This is a genomic window from Azospirillum sp. HJ39, from assembly GCF_041507355.1.
Taxonomy (GTDB): Bacteria; Pseudomonadota; Alphaproteobacteria; order Azospirillales; family Azospirillaceae; genus Azospirillum; species Azospirillum thiophilum.
Window position 1 is genome coordinate 38,856 of record NZ_CP167905.1, and the last position, 21,453, is coordinate 60,308.

Sequence of the window (21,453 nt, forward strand, 5' to 3'; positions counted from 1 at the left end):
GCCAAACCCGAGAGGAGTCCCCATGACGAACATTCTGGATCATGTGATCGCCGCCCTCTGCGAATTGCTCGACCTGCAGGACGGCGGCACGATCACCGTCGATACCCGGCTTGACGACGACCTGGGGATCGACAGCGGGTTGCTGCTGGAGCTTTTCATGTTGATCGAGGAGCGGATTCCCGAGGTCGCGGTCGATCCTGCGGGTCTGAAGCCGCAGCAGCTGGCCACCGTCGGCAGTTTCACGGCGCTGATCGAAGCCGGCCTGAAGGCCAGGGAACCGGCGTGATGCGGCGCGAGGACGTCGTTTCCCCCGTCGTTTCCCCCGTCGTCTCCCCGTGTGTGGCGGCGCTGTGGACCATCTTCGGCCGCTTTGCCGGCGATGACCGTCCAGCGTACCGGCAATCGTCGGCCGATCTCAGCTTTGCCGGGTTGCACAGTGCGGTTCTGCGGTTTCTGCCGGTTGTCGCGGGTATGCCCGGGCGTCCGCAGCGCCGGCCCATCCTGATCTGGGGGCACAAGGACGGACGCTATCCCGTCGCCTATTGGGCCTGCCTGCTGACCGGCCATGCCCTGGTGCCGGTGGAGCGGGAAACGCCGCCCGAGCGGGTGCGCCAGATCGTGGAAACGACCGATGCCTGTGCCCTGCTCGTCGCCGATGGCGATTCCGCGGCTGCCGGTCGGCTGGCCGCCCTTGCCCGGCCGGGCCGCTTCGCGGTGCTGGAAATGGCGGACCCGTGCGACGGAGGGACCGCGGTCCCCGATCCCGCTATCCCCGCACCCGATCCGACCATCCGATGCAGTGACGCGGCCTATGTCATGTTTTCATCCGGAACCCTGGGTCGGCCCAAGGGGATCGGCGTCAGCTACGCCAATCTGCTCGATTTCATCGCCTGGCTGGACATCCTGCTTCCCGTTCCCTCATCGGCGGCGGCGGGGAAGGGGGCGGCGGGGACGGGGGCAGTCACGGGCATCATCCGCCACTGTTTCGACGTTTCCCTGTACGAGCTGTGGATGTCCTGGAGGCATCGGTTGCCGCTCGTCGTCCTCGACCATGCCGACATCGCCAATTCGACGGACTACATCGCGCGGCTGGCGGCTGCGGAGGCGTCCCTCTGGGTGTCGACGCCGTCCATCTTGCGCCTGATGCTGAAGAACCGCCGTTTCAGCGGCCGGACGCTGCCGTCCTTGTCCACTTTCCTGTTCTGCGGCGAGCCGCTGACCAAGCCGGCCGTGGCGATCCTGTTCGAGCGGTTTCCGGGCTGCAGGGTGATCAACACCTATGGGCCGACCGAATGCACGGTGGCGGTCACCTCGGTGGAGATCTCGCGGGAGCACCTGGAGGCGCCCGACGAGCTGCCGATCGGCGCTCCCCGTCCCGGCACCTGGCTGGAGACGGCCCCCGGCACACCGGCCGGCGAGCCCGGCGAGATCCTGATCCGCGGGGCCAGCGTCGGCTTGGGATACATCGGCTTGCCGGAGAGGCAGGCCCGTGCGTTTCCAGAATCCGGCCTTTACCGGTCCGGCGACCTGGGCATCGTCGGACCCGGGGGGAACTGGTACCTGCGCGGGCGCATGGACCGGGAGATCAAGGTTCAGGGGGTTCGGATCGACCTGAACGAGATCGAGGCCCACCTGCGCCGGCAACCGGGGGTCGACGATGCGGTGGTTCAGCCCTACCTGCTGCACGGCGAAGCGCGGGCCTTGTCGGCATTCGTCCTGGGGGTGGAGAGCGACGCCTGCCTGCGGCGCCTGGCCGACGCGCTGGCGGCGGAACTGCCGCCGTATCTGGTGCCCCGCCACTGGTATGGCGGCTTTCCGGCGGCGCTGAACGCGAACTCCAAGCTGGACGGCACGCAATTGGCCGCCACCGCCCAGCACGCGAAATTCCGCCACATCCACATGCACAAGGAGGAGGCGGTTTCGTCGCCGGCCTCCGCACATTCGGAGTAAAGCCCATGGACGCGAGTTCCATCCCGGTGTTCGACGCCAATTCCGAATTTTGCCAGAATCTCGGCCTGCTGAAGGTGGCGGAAACCGCAACGCGCCAGCATGGCGACCATGTGGTGATCCGCGCCAGCGACGTGCGTGACCTGTATCTTCTGGGCGGCAATGACAGCATTCGATACTGGAAGAGCCATCAGGGGCACTTCCAGACCGAACTGGGCGACATTGCGAGCAACGCCGCCATTTCCCGTCTGCTGCTGGGCGACTGGCTGGACGAGCCGGAACACCGCGAGGTGTGGATGGCGACCGGCAACCGCCTTGCCGCGGTGGCCGAAGTCTGGGACGGCTGGTTCCACGATGCCCTCGTGGCGGCGTGCCGGTCCTTTCTGGCCGACATCCCGGCCGGCGGACAGGCGGTCGACCTGCGCGGCCTGTGCCGGATGTGGTCGATCCGCGCCGTCTGTCCGGTCCTCTTCGGCCCGGCTTTGGGCGACGAGGAGATGGCGGACGGTCTTCTGCGCATCGAAGAATTCTATTTTGCCATGAGCACGCGGGACCCCTCGCAGACCGCCAGCCCGGAAAGCATGGCGGAATTCCAGGCCGCCCGCAATTTCCTGGACCGCGTGGTCGAAGCGGCGCTGACCGTATCCACTCCCGGCGACGACACCGTCGTCGCTTGGATCGCCGAAGCGGTTCCGGCCGGGCTTTCCATCGCCGAGCAGGTGGCCTGCCTGCGTCCGACCTTGGGCCGCATGCTGCTGGAAAAGCTGAACATCGATGGGCTGGGCCTCCTGTGGACGCTGGTCCATCTCGCCCAGGACCCGACGCTGGCGGACGAGGTCGCGGCGGAACTGGACGGACGCGACATCTTCGGCCTTCCCGACCAGGCCAGCCCGCTCGCGTGGTCGGTGGTACAGGAAGGGCAGCGCCTGTACCCCGAATTGCCGTTTATCTACCGCATCACCAGTCAGGCCGTCACCCTTGGCCCGGTCACGGTTCCAGCCCGCGCGACAGTCCTGTTCGCGCCATGGCTGGTTCATCGGGATCCCCGTTACTGGGCAGCCCCCCAACAGTTTTGCGGCCGCCGTTTCCTCGACCGGAGCATCGATACCGGTCATTACCTGCCGTTCGGGGTCGGTCCACGCATTCGGGCGCGGGCACGCTTCATCCTGCATCAACTGACGATCGCGGTCCGGGCCATCTGCACCACCCACCGGATGGCATTGGCGCCGAATTGCCGTCCGGGCAACCTGCGTCCGGTCTTGCGCTCGACCCTCGCGCCGCGAGGGCCGGTGCCCGTCATCTTCACGCCGCGCGCATAGGGAGTCCCGCGATGCTCCAGCCCATGCTTGCCGCGATCCATGAATCGATGCTGTCCACCCCCTCCGCCCCAGCCCTGCTGACCACGGCGGGGGTGGTGTCCTTCGGGGAACTGGGCCGGCATGTGCAAGGGGTGATCGACGCCCTTTCGCGCCTGCCACCGGGCAACATCCTGGTCACAGGCCACAAGGAACCGGAGGTCGTGGCGGCGATGCTGGCCTGCGCCTTCACGGGGCGGACGTTCGTCTTCGCCGATCGTGCCAACCCACCGTCGCGGATAGCCCGTATCGCCGCGGTGGCCGGGGCGGTCCACGGGCTGGGCGCGGGGGATCGTGTCCAATGCGAGATTCCCGGCCTGCCGGTCCTCGATCTGACGCGGCTGACGGAGCGGGCGCTGCAGGAGGAATGTCCGCGGGCGGTGGCAGACGAGGCTGTTTTCTATATCATCTTCACCTCCGGCAGCACCGGCGAGCCGAAGGGCGTCCCGATCACGCGCCGCAATTTCGCGGTGTTCCACGGCTGGTACGGGCCGATGCTGGCCGATGCCTGTCCCGCCGGGGCCCATGTCAACCATGCCAGTCTCGCCTTCGATATGGGCATGCTGGATTTGTGGCCGACCCTGGCGCTCGGACGAGCGGTGGTTCTGCTGGACCACCGCAACAATGTCATGCCCCGGAACAACATCCGTCAGCTTCTGTCGGCTGGAGACGTCGTGCCCGGATCGTGGTTCTCCACCCCGACGCTGCTGCAGCTGATGTGCACCGAGCGGGACTTCCGTGAAGAGTGCCTTCCCGGCCTGCGCTGCTTCTTCGTCGGCGGCGAGATGGTCCGACGGGCATTGGTGTGTACGTTGATGAAGCGCTTTCCGCAGGCGCGGATCCTCCATGCGTACGGCCCGTCCGAGGTCACCTGCATGACGCATGTGTACCGGCTGGTTCCCGAGGATGCGGAGGGCGACGGCCCGCTGCCACTGGGGCGGGTCATCGCTCCTTCGGGGATGCGCATCCTCGACGGGAACGGGCGCGAGGTTGCCGTCGGCGAATGGGGGGAGGTCGAGCTGAGCGGTCCACAGGTCGTTCACCATTATCTTCCACGCGACCATCCCGGCAATGCCGCCTTCGGACGGCATCTGGGCCAGCCGACATACCGCACCGGCGATATCGGAAAGCTCGACGCCCAGGGGGGGCTGGTCCTGTCCGGCCGAGCGGACCGACAGGTGAAATGGAACGGCAACCGCATCGAACTGGACGAGATCGAGCTGGCGGCGCGGGCGCTGCCGGCGGTGGAGGGAGCGGTGTGCCTGCCGCAGTACGATGCCGCCGGCCGGGTGACCGGAATCGTGCTGTTCGTACGTCCGTGCCCCCGGCTCCCGCCGTCGCGCATCGATATCCTGGAAGGGCTTTCGCGGGCTCTGCCAGGGACAATGACGCCCCGCGACATCCGCTTCATCGACCATCTGCCGGTGACCGTGAACGGGAAGCTCGACACCCGGGCGCTGCTGGATGAGCCGGGGGCGGTTCCGGGCTGAGGCCGGCATGTTTCCGGTCGGGTTCCTGATAAAGGACGTCCTTCATTGCGATCCAGGTCGAGGACGACGATCCCGCAGCCCACAGTACGGACCGGTTCCGCGGCCCGGCGACTGTCTTTGGAACGGACATCTGGCCGCGGGTCCGGTCAAACCGATGAAGTGTGCAAGATGACGATGGCCCAAAACCATGAGCTGATCGGCAAACTCCGGTCCCTGTCGATCGACCGCGGCGATGCGCCCAAGCATGAGCCCAAGCATGAGCCCGGCCGGGCACCGCAGCGGCGCCTGTGGGTTCTGGCCGTGGGCCTGGTGTCGGCCGCCGCCGCCGGGGTGGCGGTGCAGGCACCCGCCCTGTTCTCCGCCCGCTCCGCCCACGCACCGGTCGCGCCGGTCGCCTCGGCCGCTCCCGTTGCGGCTTCGGTCCCCCTGCCGGCTCCGCCGCCCTCTTCGGGGCTTGTCGGGTCGGGGTATGTCGTCGCGCCGCGCTCGGTGGCGATCAAGCCGCAGGCAGGCGGGCGTGTCGCAACGCTGGACGTGGAGTTGGGCCAGCGCGTTCAGGCCGGGCAGATCCTGGGTCGCCTGGATATGGCGCAGGCGCTGTTGAATCGCCGCATCGCCCAGTCCAACGTCGACATGGCGGTGGCCCGCGTCGCTTCGGCCGAGGCCGAGCTGTCGCAGTCGCTGGACCCGCTGCGGCGTCTGGAGGCGCTGGCGCCGCGGGGCATCGCCTCGGAAGCCAGCGTCGCCGACGCCCGCCTGAAGGCTGCCCGGCTGCGCCACGAGGTCAATGTCCAGAACCGCGCACTGGAAACCTCCCGGCTCTATCTGGAGCAGGCCGAGCTCGATCTGGAGCATCTGGTCATCCGCGCCCCCTTCACCGGCACGGTCGTCAACATCGCCACGGTGCCGGGGCAGGTCGTGTCCTCTGGAGAGAGCGGCGGTTCCGATCCTTCGGTCCTGATGACGCTGGTGGATACCGACACTCTGTTCGTGGACGTCGACATCGCCGAAACGAACATTGCCGGCATCGCCCCCGGCCAGCCGGCGCGGGTGGTGCTGGATGCTTATCCCAAGCAGGAGCGGGCGGCATCGGTGTTGCTGATCGAGCCTTCGGCGTCGCGGCAGAAGGGAACGGTGACGGTGCGGCTGTCTTTGCCGAACACCGGCGGCGGAATGCTGGCCAACATGGCGGCCAAGGTGGTTTTCGATCGCATGTCCGGCTCCGATCGGCCTGGATCGGAGAAAAAGGAAAAAGGCGAGGGGCAATGATGCAGAACGAAGGCGTGCTATTGAGCCATGTCGGCAAGTCCTATGCAGTGGGACAGAGCCGTCTGAACATTTTCGAAGATCTGTCGCTTCATATTCCGCCCGGCGATTTTCTGGCGCTTATGGGACCCTCAGGATCGGGGAAGTCCACCATCCTCAACCTGATCGGCGGCATCGATGGCGTCGACAGCGGCGAGGTCACGGTCGGCGGCCAGCGGATCGACCGGATGGGACAGGGGGCCCTGACCCGGTGGCGGGCGGCCAATGTCGGCTTCGTGTTCCAGTCCTACCATCTGCTGCCGATGCTGACGGCCGAGCAGAACGTCGCGCTTCCACTGCTCCTGACGGGCTTGAGCGGGCGTGAACGCCGCAGGCGCGCGCGGACCGTCCTCGAAATCGTCGGCCTGTCCGAGCGAGCCGGGCATCTGCCTTCCGAGCTCTCCGGCGGGCAGCAGCAGCGGGTCGGCGTGGCCAGGGCCATCGCGACGGATCCGAAAATCCTGCTGTGCGACGAGCCGACCGGAAATCTGGACCGCCAATCCGCCAACGAGATCCTCCAAATTCTGGGCCTGCTGAACGCAGAGCTGGCCAAGACCATCGTGATGGTGACCCACGATGAGGCGGCGGCCCGCGCCGCCCGCCGAACCCTGGTTCTCGACAAGGGTGCCTTCGCCGCCAGGGAGCTGGCAGCATGCTCATGACCTCCCTCTTCCTGGCCCGCCAGAATTTCAGGCGCAATCTGTTGCGTAGCCTGCTTCTCGTGCTTTCCATCGCGATCGCCTTTTTCATTTTCGGGGTCCTGTCGAGTTTCCAGCAGGGATTCGAAGGGGGCGAGGCCACGGCCGAGCGGCTGGTGGTGGCCAACAAGATCAGCAGCGGCGAGAGTTTGCCGTTGAGCCACTTCCAGCGGATCGCCGGAGTGAAGGGGGTGGAGGCGGTGACCCACATCACCCGCCTCCGGGCCTATTTCATGAACCAGTACAACATCATCGGGGCCAACGCGGTCGAGCCGGAAAGCTATCTGCGCGTCTATGCCGCCACCTACGACTTTCCGCCTGCGGCCGCGAAGGCTTTCCTGGGGTCGCGCACCACGGCGCTGGTCGGGCGGAATCTGGCCGAGCGGGAAGGCTGGCAGATCGGCCAGCGGGTCACCGTGACGAGCTTCCAACATGCCAACCTCGACGGCAGCCGCAACTGGACCTTCGATGTGGCCGGAATTTTCGACGGCCGCGGGCAGGCCGTCGACACCAGCTTCATGATCGTGCGCCAGGACTACATCAACGACTCGCTTCAATCCGGGCGGGACCTGGTGACACTGTTCGGCGTGCTTCCCGCCCGCGGCCAGGACGTGAACGAACTGGCCCACGCCATAGACGATCTGTTCGCAAATTCCGGGGCCGAAACCCGCACCCGGACGGAAACCGAGTTCATGTCGGCCTTTCTGGAGCAGTTCGCCGATATCGCCCTGATCGTCCGCCTGGTCGTGGGTGTTGCCTTCGTGACGATCCTGATAATCGTGGCGAACACCATGATCTTCGCCATTCGGGAACGGACGGAAGAGATAGGCGTGTTGAAGGTATTCGGCTTTTCCCAAAAGCATATTGTTGGAATCGTCCTTTCGGAAACCTTCCTTCTGTTCTTCATGGGCCTTCTGGCGGGTTTGGGTTTGACCGCAGCGGCGATTCCGGTTCTCGAAGAAGGGCTGAGCTCCATCGTCCCGGGTCTCTACCTCACTCCCCGAATCATCATGTTGGCCGTCATGCAGGCCGTGGCCTTCGCCCTGCTGACCGGGCTTGTGCCGGCGCTGCATGCCTTGCGCCTGTCGGCCGCCGCCGCCCTTAGACACAGGTGAACCGATGCTTGGTTTCTTGCAGCCGTCTCTGGCGTTGATCCGCGTCAACCTGTCCAGCCTGCCACGCCGTTGGTCGACCTCGTTGTCCACCGTTCTCTCGGTGGCCCTGGTGGTGGTTGTGCTTTTGGGATTTCTCGCGATGGCGAACGGCTTTCGCCTGTCGTTGACGACCGCCGGGTCCGATACGGTTGCCGTGGTCCTGAGCCGCGGTGCGTTGTCGGAGGTCACCAGCCGTATCGGATCCCAGCAGCTCCACCTGCTTCAGGAGGCGCCGCGGGTGGCGCGGGATGGGGCGGGGCGGGCCTTGGTGTCCGAAGAGCTGGTGGTGCCGGTCGACGTGCAGGCCCGGGACACCGGAGCGACGGAAACCGTGTCGCTGCGGGGTCTTGGCGGCGCCGGGCTGTCGGTCCGTCCGCTTGTGACCCTGTCGGCCGGGCGGCCTTTCACCCCTGGCACCGGCGAGATCATCGTCGGCGCGCGTCTGGCCAGCGATTACCGCGGATTGGCCGTGGGCGACACGGTGACTTTCGGGCGATCGCGCTGGACGGTCGTCGGGCATTTCACCGCTGCGGGATCGGTCTATGAATCGGAGATTCTGGCCGACAGCTCGGTCGTGCAATCCCAGTTCAATCGGCTCAACCAGTTGCAGAGCGTGCGCGTCGCCCTTCAGGACGCAGCCGCCCTGGCCGACTTTACCCGCTATGTGGAGGACGCCCCGCAGCTCGGGCTGACCGCCCGCAGCGAAGCGCAGTATTTCGCGGTGGAGTCTCAAAGAGTGAGCCGGATCATTCTATGGCTGGGATGGCCGCTGGCGGCGTTGATGGCCTTCGGGGCCGCCATCGGAGCCATGACGGCGATGTACAGTTCGGTTTCCGAACGCAAGGTGGAGATCGCCACCGTCCGGGCGCTCGGTTTCAGCCGCGGCTCGGCCTTCGTCGGCACCTTGTGCGAGGCACTGGCGCTGACCCTGGCCGGCTGCGGTCTGGGAGTGTCGCTGGCGTGGCTGACGCTGGACGGTTGGGCCGCGTCGACCCGCGGGATGGACAGCACGCGGATCGGCTTCGAGCTGGCCATGTCGTGGGGGCAGGTGGTCAGTGCCGTGATCCTGTCGCTGGCGATCGGGCTCGTCGGCGGCGGCCTTCCCGCGCTGCGGGCGGCCGGTCTTCCTTTGCGCACGGCTCTGTCGGGCCGGGGCTGACGATAGATGGCGCGTTGCTTCAACCAAGCCAGGACCGGCCGGGGCGCGGTCCCGCCCCATGCCGGACGGCGATCGGGGGGCAGCCTCCCGGCAAGCGGAACTCTCAGATGACAGAGCACGGCAACACCCAGCAAGCAGCAGTGATCGGTGCCGGGATTGCGGGACTGATTGCTTGTGCCGTCCTGGCCAAGTCGTTCCAGCGGGTTTTCCTGGTCGATCAGGACGACCTGCCGGACGGGGCGCAGGGCCGCAAGGCGACACCCCAGGCGGTGCATGTCCATGCGCTGCTGCAATCCGGGCGCGATGTGTTGGCCCGGTTGTTTCCGGGCTTCGAGGCGGCGGCCCGGTCGGCGGGGTGTCTGGACCTGAAGGTCCGTTCCCAGTGGCGCACCTTCAGCTCCGGCCGATGGATGGAACCGACGGATACCGGCCTCAGCATCCTGTCGCAGACCCGGCCGCTGCTGGAGCATCTGCTGCGCACCCAGGTTCTGGCACTGCCGGTGGTAAGGTTGGTCAAGGGCCGGGTCTGCGGGCTGGAAACCGATTGCCGGGGAGGGGTCGCGGCAGTCCGCCTTGCGGACGGACAATCGCCGGAGAGGCTGCGCGCGGAACTGGTCATCGATGCGACCGGCCGCGGCGGCCATGGTGACAGCTGGCTTACCGCCGTTGGCTGTCCCGCACCGCCCGTTGAGACGAGCTTCCCGGAGGTCCGTTACACCAGTGCGTTGTTTTCCCGGTCGGTGACTGCGGGCGACGAGCTGGCGGGCTGGCTCAATCTGGCCGACGCACCGGCAACCTGCGGGGCGGTGCTGGCGCCGGTGGAAAGGGGGCGCTGGATCGCCACGGCGACGGATCGCTTCAGCTGCGGCCTGCCCAAAGACGAAGAGGGATTCCGTGGATTCATCGCGGCCCTGTCGGATGGCCGCATCGCCTCGCTTCTGGCGCGCGAGCGCCTGCTCACCGATATCCGCAGCTTCCGCATTGCCAGCGTAAGGCTGAAGCGGTTCGACGCGATCGCGGGCCGCCTGCCGGAAGGCTACCTTCCCATCGGGGACACGCTGGCGACATTCAATCCGCTCTACGCGCAAGGCATGGCGGTCGCCGCGTTGCAGGCGCGCCCGTTGGAGCATGCCCTGGCCGCCGCCGGCGCCGGCGAAGGATGGCGCCGCCGCCTGGCGGAAGCCTATGTTCCGGCAGCCATGGTTCCCGCCCGCTGGGCATGGTTGCTGGGACAGGCGGTGGATCTCAACTACTCCCAGTTCCGTGGCGACCGCTGCCCGGAGGCGGTCGAGCTCAACCGGATGCTCCGGCGGGCCTTCGCCGCTTCGTTGGGACGGCCCCGCCTGATGGAGCGGGTGGACCGCGTGCTGCACCTGCTGGACGCGCCGGAAAGCCTCGACAGCATCCTTGGTGGCCATGGGCCGGCGGTGGTCTCCGGTACGGGCATGGCCTTCCCCTGACTTCACCGACACCGAAAGAAGGCAGACAATGAAACTCTTCACGACCGCTCCGCCCTCGGATCGTTTCATGCCGCGAGCCTATCTGGACGAGATCGCCGCGGTGGCCCGCCGGAGCGAAGCGGCTGGAGCCGCCGGCATGCTGATCTATACCGACAACAGTCTGGCCGACCCGTGGACGGTCGCGCAGGCTGTGCTGGAACGGACCGAACGCTTCGTTCCCCTTGTCGCCACCCAGCCGCTTTACATGCATCCCCTGACGGCGGCGCGCAAAGTCTCCTCGCTGGCCTTTCTTTACGGCCGGCGGCTGGCTTTGAACATGGTCGCCGGCGGCTTTGCCCGCGACCTGACGCAGCTGGGGGACGGGACGGCGCATGATGACCGCTATGCTCGCCTGATCGAATACACCCGCGTACTGCAAAGCCTGTTGCGCGGGGAGGCGGCGACCTTCCGCGGCGAATATTACCGTGTCGAGGGACTGCGGCTGGCTCCGGCACTCGACACCGCCCTGATGCCGGATTTCTATGTTTCCGGTGCATCCGAGGCCTCCGCCGCCGCCGCCGCCGCGGTGGGGGCGACGCAGCTGGGCTATACCGGACCGCCCGAAGCGCTGGAGACGCGCGGAGATGCGGAAAGCCGGCATCCGCTGGCCCTGCGTTTGGGAATCATCGCCCGTCCCGAAAGTGCCGCGGCCTGGGAGGTGGCGCACGCACGCTTTCCTGCCGACCGGCGGGGTCAGCTGGCCCACCGGATGGCGATGAACGTCAGCGATTCCGTGTGGCTCAAGCAGCTCGGCGCCATCGCCGACAAGGCCGAAGACGGGCGATTCGGTGTCTATTGGCTGGAACCCTTGAGGAACTACAAGACCTTCTGTCCGTATCTGGTCGGCAGTTACGACGATGTGGCCGACTGCATCGCCCGTTACCGCGCGCTCGGCTATCGCACGCTGGTGCTGGACGCGGTCAATGACGAGGCCGATCTCTCCCATATCCTGCACGTTCTTGAGCTCGGTCGCCGGCCATTGGTGCCGGAGCCGGCCTGAAACCGGGGGCCACGGCCGGTTACAGCGGCCGGTCGCAATGGCCGGCCGGCCGGCAGTGCGGGCTGATCCAGAAAGTGACGGGGCAGGATGCTCAAACGCGATATATTCAATTCCGATCACGATCTGCTGCGGGAGCAGGTGGGACATTTTCTCGATGCGGAAGTGGTTCCCCATCACCGTGCGTGGGCCGAAGCCGGGCACGTGCCTGCCGACATCTGGCGCCGGGCGGGAGCGAACGGGTTGCTGTGCCGAATGGTTCCGGAAGAATACGGAGGGCGGGGGCGAGGTTTCCTCGATTCGGTGGTGATCATCGAGGAACTCGCCCGTCGACGGATTTCGGGGCTGCTGACCTGTTTGCAGAGCGACATCGTCGCACCGTTTCTGGTTCGGCTCGGTACCGGGGAGCAGAAGCGGCGCTACCTGCCCGGCTTCTGTTCCGGCGAGGTGCTGGGGGCGATAGCCCTGACCGAGCCACGGTCGGGCAGCGACATCCACCACATGCAGACCCGGTGCCTGCGCAATGGCGACGAACTCGTCCTGAGCGGCGAGAAGATCCACATTTCCAACGGTTCGCTGGCCGATCTCGTTATCGTGGCCGCACGCAGCGACCGCGGGGCCATCGGTGGGCAGGCCGGTATCAGCCTGGCCCTGGTCGAGGCGCCTTGTGCCGGCCTTTTCCGGGAAAGGATCCCGAAGTCTGGGGTTCCGGCCCTGGACACCGCCCGGCTGTGCTTCGACGATTGCCGGCTCCCGGCCGACCGCCTGCTGGGGGCCGAGGGGATGGGCTTCCTCTACCTCATGACGTTCCTCAGCATCGAGCGCCTGATTCTGGCGATCTATGCCCAGGCGTCGGCCGTCGTTGTCCTGCGCGATCTTATCGCCGACTGCGGCGCCCGGCCGGCATCGGCGGGGACCGTCCTCGATTACCAGAATACGCAGTTCCAGCTGGGCGATCTGTTCAGCCAGTGCGCCGTCAATCAGGCGTTCATCGACCGTTGCATAGCCGAGCAGGCCATGGGCCGTTCCAATCCCCGGTCGGCTTGCATCGCCAAGCTGCGGGCGACCGAGACCCTGAAGAAACTGGCCATGGCGGGCGTTCAGCTGCGCGGTGCCATGGGTATCAGCGGGGCGAGCGGAGCACGGGCAACCCAGGACGTCATCGACAGTTGCGTGCAGTCGATTTGGGGTGGGACAAGCGAGGTCTTGCTGGGTGTGATCGGACGCAGCTTGATCAATTCCCTATGACCGGACAGCGGTGAACCGCCCCGGGAAGCCAGGAGCGGTTCGGTCGCAGCTCGGCCGGGGGACGTGACACCACCTCGTGGGAAACGACCCGGCATGCCGGGGATGACCAATTCGAGGGAGGATGCGGAGACATCCTTGCTGCAGGACCGCTCGCGACCAGAAAACCCGCCCCTCGCCGTGTCCGTGCACGGACACCCCCGCCCGGCTTCAGGCGGCAAGAATGGTGATGACGGCGGCGGCCTCCTCGACGCCGATGAACCCGCCGCCGTTTTCCGCGATGGCAAAGCGGGCGCCGGGCACTTGGCGGGCACCGGCGGTGCCGCGCAGTTGCACGGCCAGTTCGTGGATCTGCGCGAGGCCCGTGGCGCCGATCGGGTGCCCCTTGGATTCGAGCCCGCCCGACGGGTTGACCGGAATACGGCCGCCCAGCGCGGTTTCGCCGCGTTCGGCGATCCAGCCGCCCTGGCCGATCTCGCAGAATCCCAGATTCTCCGTCTGGATGAGCTCGGCGAAGGCCGAGGCGTCATGGACTTCGGCGACGGACATGTCCCGTGGACCGACGCCGGCCTGCTCATAGGCCTTCAGGGCGGCGATTCGGCACATGTGGCGATCCATGTCGGCCCAGTCGCGGGTGCTGCCGCTGGCCAGCACAGAGGCCAGCACCTTGACCGGGCGGGCGCCGGGGAAGCGCTTCAGGCCTTCCTTGCTGCACAGAACCGCCGCCGCCGCGCCGTCGCTGATCGGCGAACACATGGGCAGCGTCAGCGGCCAGCAGATCATCTTGCCGGCAAGCACCTCCTCGACGCTCATGTCCGTCTGGAACTGCGACAGCGGGTTCATGGTGGAATGGCGGTGGTTTTTCGCCGCGACGGCGGCGATCTGGTGCTCGGTGGTGCCGAACCGCTTCATGTGGCCGCGCGCCAGCGACGCGTATAGTTCCATGAACGGGCTGCGGATCCCGGCGGCGCGGTCGGGCGGCGGTTGCATCCCTTCGCCGATGACCGACAGCGATCGCACGACTCCGTCAGACTCGTGGACATCCCAGCCGCCGTTGAATACGGCCGAGGATTTGGTCCTGTCCGCGTCGTACATCTTCTCCACCCCGACGGCGAGGACGACGTCGGTCAGCCCGGCCTTGAGGTGGGTGACGGCCTGCCAGAAGGCGGTGCTGCCGCTGGCGCAGGCGTTCTCGACGTTGACGATGGGAATTTCCGCGAAGCCCAGCGGCCGCAGCGCGATCTGCCCGCGGATCAGGTGCTGGCCATCCATGATGGCCTGCGTGGTGTTCGAATAGAACGCCGCCCCGATGTCCGGGACCACGGCGCCGGCATCGGCCAGCGCGCCATCGACGGCCTCGCGCACCAGGGACTTCACCGGCCGTTCCAGGAACTTGCCAAAGCGCGTCATGCCGACGCCGACGATGTAGATGTCGTCCACCATCTGAAACCTCCTCTGCATGGGAAAGGCGCGACACGGCGCCGGCCGGATCAATGGGAGGTGGCGTAACCGCCATTGACCGGATAGGTCTGGCCGGTGATCCAGCTCGCCGCGTCGGAGGCGAGGAACAGGATCATGTTGGCCGCGTCGTCGGGCTCGCCAAGGCGGCGGATGATGTAGGATTTCAGCATCTTGGCGACCGCTTCATCGCCCAGCAGCGCCTCGACGCCGGGGGTGCGGATGCCCGACAGGGCGATGCAGTTCGCCGTGACGTTCGCCCGGCCGACCGCCTTGGCAAGCGCGCGCATGAAACCGGCGGCCCCCGCCTTGGCACCGGAATAGACGGCCAGATGCGGTTCGCCGACGCGGCCCGCATCGGAAATCACCGTGACGATGCGGCCGTAGCGCCGCCGCATCATGCCGGGCAGGACCGCCTTGCAGCCGTTGAGCACACCGAAGAAGTTGGTGCCCAGCCATTGGTTCCATTCCTCCGGCGTGGTGTCCCAGAACTGCTTGATGTCGGCGAGATCCTGGTGCGGCCCGGCGTTGCCGGCATTGTTGACCAGGATGTCGATCTGTCCGAAGGCCTCCTCGCCGAGGCGCACCATGCCCTCGACCGCTTCCAGATCCGTCACGTCGCCCGGCGCGGCGACGGCGTGACCGCCCAACGCCCTGATCTCTTCGACCACGGCGTCGGCGCGGTCCCGATGATAATCGTTCACCACGACGCCGCGCGCGTTGCCGGCGGCGACATGCAGCGCCGTCTGCCGGCCGACCCCTTGACCGGCCCCGGTGATGAAGGCGACGCGCCCTTGCAGATCGAGAATGTTGCCCATGAAACGGTCCTTGGAAGAATGGGGGATCGCAATGGCAAGGCGCTTGCCCGACACGGCCGGCCAACGAAGCGAGCCCTCGGACGCCAGGCCGCGGCACCGGCGGCAGCCCTTCATCATCGCGTTGACTTTTGATACATCTCATCTGACTATGAAGTCAACTCGTTTGATGATTCTGGAGGAGCGATCGATGAGCTATGCCGACATCGCCTATGAACTGCGCGATGGTTCCGCGCGCATCACCCTCAACCGGCCGGAGGAGTTGAACGCCATCGGCCCCCGCCTGATCGAGGAGTTCGGCGATGCGCTCGACCGGGCCGCCGACGATGTCGGGGTGCTGGCGCTGGTGGTCACCGGCGCCGGGCGGGCGTTTTGCGCGGGGGCCGACCTGAAGTTCCTCAACGAGGCGCCGGCCGAACGCCGCGCGACGGCTGCCGCGGCGTTCGTGCGAAGCGCCTCGCTGCTGATGGACCGCATCGAGGCCTTTCCGAAGCCGGTGGTCGCGGCCGTCAACGGGTTGGCGACCGCGGGCGGCATGGAGCTGGTGCTGAGCTGCGACCTCGTGCTGGCGGTGCGCGGTGCGCGGCTTGGCGATGGACACGCCAATTATGGACTGTTGCCGGGGGCGGGCGCCTCGGTCCGGCTGCCGCGCAAGATCGGGGTCACGCTCGCCAAACAGCTTTTCTTCACCGGCGATCTGGTTTCTGCGGACGAGCTGGCGGCCCGGGGGTTGATCAACCAGGTGGTCGGCGACGGTGAGCTTGAGGGCGCCGTCGACGCCCTGGTCCGCAAGCTCGCGACCAAAAGCCCGCTTGGTCTTGCCCGAATGAAGCAACTGGTGGACGACGGGCTGAACCAGCCGCGGGAAACGGCGATGCGGCTGGAGTTGGCGATGAGCGCGCTGCACCTGCACAGCGCCGATTTTCAGGAAGGACTCGCCGCCTTCAACGCGAAGCGCAAGCCGCGCTTCGTCGGGCACTGACCGGAAACTCCACGGTCATCGCATAGAGCGTAAGGGTCAGAAGATCGTGTCCAGCGGCCAACCTGGTTGAACACGGCGACAAGTTCCCTATAGTGACGAGGGCAGGTTCCTGGGGACCTGCCCGTCATTCCAGCACAGCTGTCATATTGGGGTGAGCTCGTCGTGCCGCGGTGGAAAAATGTCCTGCAGATGAACGACGCCATCTACCGTCTGAAGCGGGAGGCCGTTCTGCGCGAGTCCGGTCGGATCTTCAGCCGGCGGGGCTATCACAACACGTCGCTCGACGATGTCGCCAAGGCGCTCAACGTGTCGAAGGGCACCTTGTACAATTACGTGAAGGATAAGCAGGAGATCCTGTTCGAGTGCCAGAAGATGGCGCTCGACATCGCCGAGCGATCCTTCGATTACGCCGAACAGAACGCGACCAACGGCGCCGACAAGCTGCGCCTCGTCATCCGGCAGTATATCGCGACCCTGACCGAGGAAATGGGGGCCTGCGGCGTCATCACCGAGGTCGGCGCGCTGCGGCCGGCCGACCGCAAGGCGATCGTCGCCCGGCGCGACCAGTTCGAGGAGCGCTTCGTCGCGCTGATCGACGAAGGCATGGCGGACGGCAGCCTGCGCCCCATCGACCCGAAGCTGGCGGTGTACACCTTCATGGGCGCCGTCCACGCCGTGCCCGGCTGGTATTCGCCGAAGGGGCGGCTGCCGGCCGAGGCGATCGCAGACGGCATGGCCGACCTGCTGCTGGCCGGCATGACGGCTCCGGGCGCAGCCTCCACCGTGAAGACGCCACCGGCCGAAGCGAAACCGAAGGCCGTCACCCGCAAGCGGCGCCCCACCGTCATCACGGCCGAGTGAAGCAAGGCCGGACGCGACGTCCACCGGGCAGCCTCCGCCCCGATGGACGTCGCGTCCCGGTGTTTCTGCCCCCGTCCGGCGCCCGCCGGTGCGCCGTTACGCGGCGACCAACCCAGACACGCGCTCAAGCGCCGCGCGGTATTCGCCCCGCAACCGGTGGCACAGGTCGGCCGTCGAAACGATGTCGTTGACGGCGCCGACGCCCTGTCCGGCCGACCAGATGTTCTTCCACAGCCGGGGTGAAATCTCCTTGGCCACATCGAACCGGCCGATCTGCGCCGGAGCGTCGAAGGGCCGGCTCAGCGTCTGGCGCAGGATGCTGGCGCCGATGCCGGACACTTCTTCCGTATAGACGATGTCCTGGACCGTCGATTCCAGGACCATCCGTTTCTGTTCGTCGGAGCACATGCTTTCGTGCGTGGCGATGAACCGCGTGCCGATGGACACCATGTCGGCGCCGCCGGCGATGGCGCCGGCCATCGCCTGGCCATTGCCGATCGAGCCGGCGAGGATGAGCGTCTTGTCGCCGACCAGGGGACGCAGTTCGCTGAGGAAGGCGAAGGGGTTGTAGGTGCCGGAATGGCCGCCGGCGCCGGCGCACACGGCAATGATGCCGTCGACGTTGGCGTCGAGCGCCTTGACCGCGTGCTTCACCGTCGTCGCGTCATGGAAGACCAGGCCGCCATAGGAATGCACCGCGTCGGTGATCTCCCGCGTGATGCCGAGCGTCGTCACCAGGACCGGCACCTGATGCTTGATCGACAGGTCAAGGTCGACCGCCATGCGCGGATTGGTGTGATGGATGCCCATCTGCACGCCGAAGGGCGCGGCGTCCATCCCGGACAACCGGTTGCGGATCGCGATCAGCCACGCCTCGTAACCTTCGGGGGTCCGTTGGTTGAGGGTGGGGAAGGTGCCCAGAACACCGCCCTTGCAGGTTTCGACCACCAGATCGGGACCCGACACCAGGAACATCGGCGCGGCCATGGCCGGCACCTTCAGCCGGCCGAGCAAGCTTTCGGGAATCATCGTTCTCATCTCTCCAAATCTTCGGTTGATCGGGCGCCCGCAGGGCTCGAACAGGCGCCGCCGTTCCGCGTGTCAGATGATTTTGTCGCGGTCTTCCCAGTAGCGCGCGCGCACGGCGCGGCGCAGCGTCTTGCCGACGGCGCTGCGCGGCAGGGTGTCGACGATTTCCAGAATCTTGGGCGCCTTGATGCTGCCCAGGCGGTTCTTGCAGAAGGCGAGGAACTCGTCGCGGTCCAGGGAAAAGCCGGCCTTCACCTCGACCGCGGCGAGGACGGTCTCGCCCCATTTTTCGTGCGGCACACCGACCACCGCGCAATCCTGCACGGCCGGGTGGGCCAGCACCGCCTGCTCCACCTCGCCCGGATAGACGTTGAATCCACCGCTGATGATCATGTCGTTCTTGCGATCGACGATGTAGAGATAACCGTCCGCGTCCTTGTACCCGATGTCGCCGGAATGGTACCAGCCGCCGATCATCGCTTCGGCGGTGCGCTTGGGATCCTGGTAATACTCCTTCATGACGAAATCGCCGCGAACCGTGATTTCGCCGCGTTCGTTCGGGCCGAGCCGGTTGCCGGCATCGTCGACGATCTCGACGCGCGAGAACGGCCCTTCGCGGCCGGCCGACGCCAGCCGATGCTCAAGCGCCGGGTTCTCCAGGCATTCGGCCAGCTCTTCCCGCCGCAGGATGGTGTTCATGATCAGCGTCTCGGTGGAGCCGTAGATCTGCGACATCACCGGACCGAAGACCGTCGTCGCCTCGCGCAGTTTGTCGACCGACATTGGCGCCGCCCCGAACATGAAGTATTCGAGCGAGGAGCAGTCGTATTTGTGCAGGTCCGGATGCGACAGGATCATGTAGATGATCGTCGGCGGCAGGAACAGGATGTTGACCTTGTGCGTCTCGATCAGGCCGAGGATGACCGCCGGGTCGGCCGAGGGGGCGATCACGTGGGTGGCGCCGCGACCGACCATCGTCCAGTGGAAAACGCCGGTGGCGTGGGTGAGCGGCGCCACCACGAGATGGACCGGCGGCTTGCGGAAGGTCAGGCTCGCGAAGAAGTTGGCGGTGTTCGTTTCCCAGCTCCGGTTGGTGTGGATGGCGCCCTTCGGCAACCCGGTGGTGCCGCCGCTGGTCATGATGGCGACGGGATCCTCCATGCTGCGCGTCGGGAACGACGCGACCGGAGGGTGGCGGTCCGCCCATTCCACGAGAGCCGGTGAATCCGGCGTCGCGCGGTCGATGGCGATGAAGCCCCGCACGCCCGCCACCTCCCGGCGGACTCTGGCGACATGCTCCTCCAGCGCACTGTGGTGGAAGAGCCAGCCGACCTCCAGCGTCTGAAGCTGGCGCACCGTGTCGGCCGGCAGGTTGCGGTGGTTCGACGGCACCCAGACGCAACCGGCCTTCATGATCGCGTACTGGCAGGCCAGCACGTGCGGGTGGTTCGGCGACAGGATGCTGACGCGGTCCCCCGCTTCCACCCCACTGTTCACCAAAGCACCCGCGATGCGGTCCACCAGGGCAGCCATGTCCCGGTACGTCATCGCGCCGTTCTCATCCACCGCCACGGCGCGGTCGCCGAAACGCTGGACAGCCCGTTCAAAATGTTCGATCGCAAGCATCTGTCGCCCTCCTGGCCTGCGGCGCATCGGGCTCGACGGCGGCAACGCGCCGGACGCCCGGAATCGGCCGGTCTTGGGTTCGTTCTTCGCGCGCCGGCCGGATCGTCCGGTGGCGCTCCTCCCTCTTGACCCGGCGCCGCGGACACCGCGCCACCAAGCGGCCAACACGATCACACGCTCTGACTATTGGGTCAATATCATTTTATTTTCGGTCAGCATCCGACTCTGTTCCCTTGATCGCCAGTAAGCTCGCCAGCAAGCCGTTTCCCGGCGCCGGCCCATGGCTTCCGCCATATCCGCTCGCTGCGAGATGCCGATCTTTCCCACCATCGCCCCCATTCGAGCCGCATCGGAGCCCAGGCATGACGCTGCATCCATAAACATTGACTATGAAGTCAATTTCGGTAAGGCTTCTGCTGCCGGGAGGATCCCGTCGGGCCATGGGCTGGAAAACGGTCCGGGTGCCGGACGCGCTCCTCGCGAAACAACCGCAAATTCAGGAGCCGGCGACGCCGGGCGTCGCTGCGGCGCGAGCACCCCCGCCCCCCGCGATGCCATGGTGCCGGCTCCGACAAAGGGAGGAAGACGAGGATGCGTGCAAGAATTCTGCTCGGCGCCGTCGTGTCGCTGCTGGCCATGCCGCCGATCCTGACGGCGGGACTGCCGGCCCGCGCCGCCGAGAGCGATGGCGTGGTCAAGATCGGCGTCCTGACCGACCTGACGGCCGCCTATTCGGCCATCACCGGCAAAGGCTCGGCCGTCGCCGCGCGCATGGCCATCGAGGATTTCGGCGGGAACGCCCTCGGCAAGCCGATCGAACTGGTGGTCGGCGACCACCAGGGCAAGGCCGACATCGGCGCCAACCTGGCGCGCGAATGGTACGATTCGTGGCGGATCGACGCGATCTTCGACGCCGCCGGCTCCTCGGTCGCCTTGGCCGTGCTGGAGATCGCGCGCGCCAAGGAGCGCATCATCGCGTTCTCGGGTGTGGTTTCCCCCGACGTCACGGGAAAGCTGTGCGGCGAGACGGTATCGAGCTGGGCTTGGGACACCCGCGCGATGGTCGGCACCAGCATGAAGTCGCTGCTCAAGATGGGCGGCGATTCGGTGTTCTTCATCACCCTCGACGCCGTTGCCGGCCGCGACCTGGAGCGCGACGCCACCCGCATCGTCACGGCGTCCGGCGGCACGATCCTAGGCTCGATCAAGCACCCGCTGAACAACGCGGATTTTTCGTCCTTCCTCCTTCAGGCGCAGTCCGCCAAGCCGAAGGTGATCGCTCTGGCGAACGCCGGAAACGATACGGTCAACGCGATCAAACAGGCGCAGGAGTTCGGCTTGACCGGTTCGAACAGCGGCATGACCGTGGCCGGCATGCTGTCGATGATCAACGACATCCATGCCCTTGGCCTCGACACCGCGCAGGGCGTGGTGGTGGCCGAGTCCTTCTACTGGAACCTGAACGACGAGACCCGTGCCTGGAACAAGCGCTTCGTCGCTGCGCACGGTGCGCCGGCCAACATGCTCCAGGCCGCCGTCTACAGCTCCGTGCTGCATTATCTGAAGGCGGTCGAGAAGGCCGGCACGGACGACGCCCGCACCGTCGCGGCGGCGATGAAGGCGATGCCCATCAACGATTTCTATTCCAGGAACGTCCAATTGCGGGCAGACGGCCGCGCGGTGCGTGACTTCCATCTCTTCCAGGTGAAGCGGCCGCAGGATTCCAAGGGACCGTGGGACTATTACACATTGCTTGGCACCTTGCCCGGCGCGGAGGCCTTCCCTGCGGCCGAGAGCGAATGCCCGCTCCTCAAGAAATAAGGAACGTTTCCC

The 21,453-nt window shown here is 66.6% G+C and carries 18 protein-coding genes; 14 read left to right on the forward strand and 4 right to left on the reverse strand.

Annotation, left to right across the window (positions count from 1 at the left end; genetic code table 11):
* The first annotated feature begins 22 nt into the window (after window positions 1–22).
* The 11 genes from ABMY26_RS01080 (at window position 23) to ABMY26_RS01130 (ending at window position 12,852) form a co-directional block, all read left to right on the forward strand.
* The gene (locus ABMY26_RS01080) at window positions 23–286 is read left to right on the forward strand and encodes an acyl carrier protein (protein ID WP_109086657.1); all 264 of its coding nucleotides are present in this window, start codon (window positions 23–25) and stop codon (window positions 284–286) included.
* Entirely contained in the window at window positions 286–1,950 is a 1,665-nt protein-coding gene (locus tag ABMY26_RS01085) for an AMP-binding protein (protein ID WP_372394628.1), read from the forward strand. Before ABMY26_RS01080 ends, ABMY26_RS01085 begins: the two co-directional genes overlap by 1 nt.
* A 5-nt stretch (window positions 1,951–1,955) precedes the next feature.
* On the forward strand, window positions 1,956–3,266 hold the full coding sequence (locus ABMY26_RS01090) for a cytochrome P450 (RefSeq protein WP_372394629.1): 1,311 nt from the start codon (window positions 1,956–1,958) through the stop codon (window positions 3,264–3,266).
* 11 nt (window positions 3,267–3,277) lie between these two features.
* Window positions 3,278–4,792 (forward strand): AMP-binding protein, encoded by a 1,515-nt coding sequence (locus ABMY26_RS01095; protein WP_372394630.1) that lies wholly within the window; start codon window positions 3,278–3,280, stop codon window positions 4,790–4,792.
* A gap of 168 nt (window positions 4,793–4,960) precedes the next feature.
* Window positions 4,961–6,061 (forward strand): efflux RND transporter periplasmic adaptor subunit, encoded by a 1,101-nt coding sequence (locus ABMY26_RS01100; protein ID WP_372394631.1) that lies wholly within the window; start codon window positions 4,961–4,963, stop codon window positions 6,059–6,061.
* Entirely contained in the window at window positions 6,058–6,759 is a 702-nt protein-coding gene (locus ABMY26_RS01105) for an ABC transporter ATP-binding protein (protein WP_372394632.1), read from the forward strand. Before ABMY26_RS01100 ends, ABMY26_RS01105 begins: the two co-directional genes overlap by 4 nt.
* Window positions 6,750–7,910, forward strand: a complete 1,161-nt coding sequence (locus ABMY26_RS01110) for an ABC transporter permease (protein ID WP_372394633.1) — start codon at window positions 6,750–6,752, stop codon at window positions 7,908–7,910. Before ABMY26_RS01105 ends, ABMY26_RS01110 begins: the two co-directional genes overlap by 10 nt.
* 4 nt (window positions 7,911–7,914) lie before the next feature.
* On the forward strand, window positions 7,915–9,108 hold the full coding sequence (locus tag ABMY26_RS01115) for an ABC transporter permease (RefSeq protein WP_372394634.1): 1,194 nt from the start codon (window positions 7,915–7,917) through the stop codon (window positions 9,106–9,108).
* A 107-nt stretch (window positions 9,109–9,215) separates the two neighbouring features.
* Window positions 9,216–10,568, forward strand: coding sequence for an FAD-dependent oxidoreductase (locus ABMY26_RS01120; protein WP_372394635.1), 1,353 nt, complete (start codon window positions 9,216–9,218; stop codon window positions 10,566–10,568).
* Window positions 10,569–10,635: 67 nt separating this feature from the next.
* A complete protein-coding gene (locus ABMY26_RS01125; protein ID WP_372394636.1) occupies window positions 10,636–11,607 on the forward strand; it encodes an LLM class flavin-dependent oxidoreductase in 972 nt (323 codons plus the stop codon).
* 87 nt (window positions 11,608–11,694) lie between these two features.
* Complete coding sequence (locus tag ABMY26_RS01130) at window positions 11,695–12,852, forward strand: acyl-CoA dehydrogenase family protein (protein ID WP_372394637.1); 1,158 nt, start codon at window positions 11,695–11,697, stop codon at window positions 12,850–12,852.
* A gap of 207 nt (window positions 12,853–13,059) precedes the next feature.
* On the opposite strand, the gene ABMY26_RS01135 is transcribed toward ABMY26_RS01130, so the two are convergent.
* Together ABMY26_RS01135 and ABMY26_RS01140 are read right to left on the reverse strand one after the other, a co-directional pair.
* Window positions 13,060–14,292: a thiolase family protein gene (locus ABMY26_RS01135; RefSeq protein ID WP_372394638.1), complete on the reverse strand. Its 1,233-nt coding sequence runs from the start codon at window positions 14,290–14,292 to the stop codon at window positions 13,060–13,062.
* A 47-nt stretch (window positions 14,293–14,339) separates the two neighbouring features.
* Window positions 14,340–15,125, reverse strand: a complete 786-nt coding sequence (locus ABMY26_RS01140; protein WP_372394639.1) for an SDR family NAD(P)-dependent oxidoreductase — start codon at window positions 15,123–15,125, stop codon at window positions 14,340–14,342.
* Here ABMY26_RS01140 and ABMY26_RS01145 point away from each other — a divergent pair.
* Both ABMY26_RS01145 and ABMY26_RS01150 read left to right on the forward strand, forming a co-directional pair.
* On the forward strand, window positions 15,124–16,104 hold the full coding sequence (locus ABMY26_RS01145; protein ID WP_372394640.1) for an enoyl-CoA hydratase/isomerase family protein: 981 nt from the start codon (window positions 15,124–15,126) through the stop codon (window positions 16,102–16,104). The genes ABMY26_RS01140 and ABMY26_RS01145 overlap by 2 nt on opposite strands.
* A gap of 189 nt (window positions 16,105–16,293) precedes the next feature.
* Entirely contained in the window at window positions 16,294–16,965 is a 672-nt protein-coding gene (locus tag ABMY26_RS01150; protein ID WP_372394641.1) for a TetR/AcrR family transcriptional regulator, read from the forward strand.
* Window positions 16,966–17,061: 96 nt separating this feature from the next.
* Here the strand turns inward: ABMY26_RS01150 and ABMY26_RS01155 are convergent, their stop codons facing one another.
* Window positions 17,062–17,994: an NAD(P)H-dependent flavin oxidoreductase gene (locus ABMY26_RS01155; RefSeq protein ID WP_372394642.1), complete on the reverse strand. Its 933-nt coding sequence runs from the start codon at window positions 17,992–17,994 to the stop codon at window positions 17,062–17,064.
* A gap of 72 nt (window positions 17,995–18,066) precedes the next feature.
* Window positions 18,067–19,620: a class I adenylate-forming enzyme family protein gene (locus tag ABMY26_RS01160; RefSeq protein ID WP_372394643.1), complete on the reverse strand. Its 1,554-nt coding sequence runs from the start codon at window positions 19,618–19,620 to the stop codon at window positions 18,067–18,069.
* Window positions 19,621–20,211: 591 nt separating this feature from the next.
* Here ABMY26_RS01160 and ABMY26_RS01165 point away from each other — a divergent pair.
* Window positions 20,212–21,441 (forward strand): ABC transporter substrate-binding protein, encoded by a 1,230-nt coding sequence (locus ABMY26_RS01165; protein ID WP_372394644.1) that lies wholly within the window; start codon window positions 20,212–20,214, stop codon window positions 21,439–21,441.
* The last annotated feature ends 12 nt before the right edge of the window (window positions 21,442–21,453 follow it).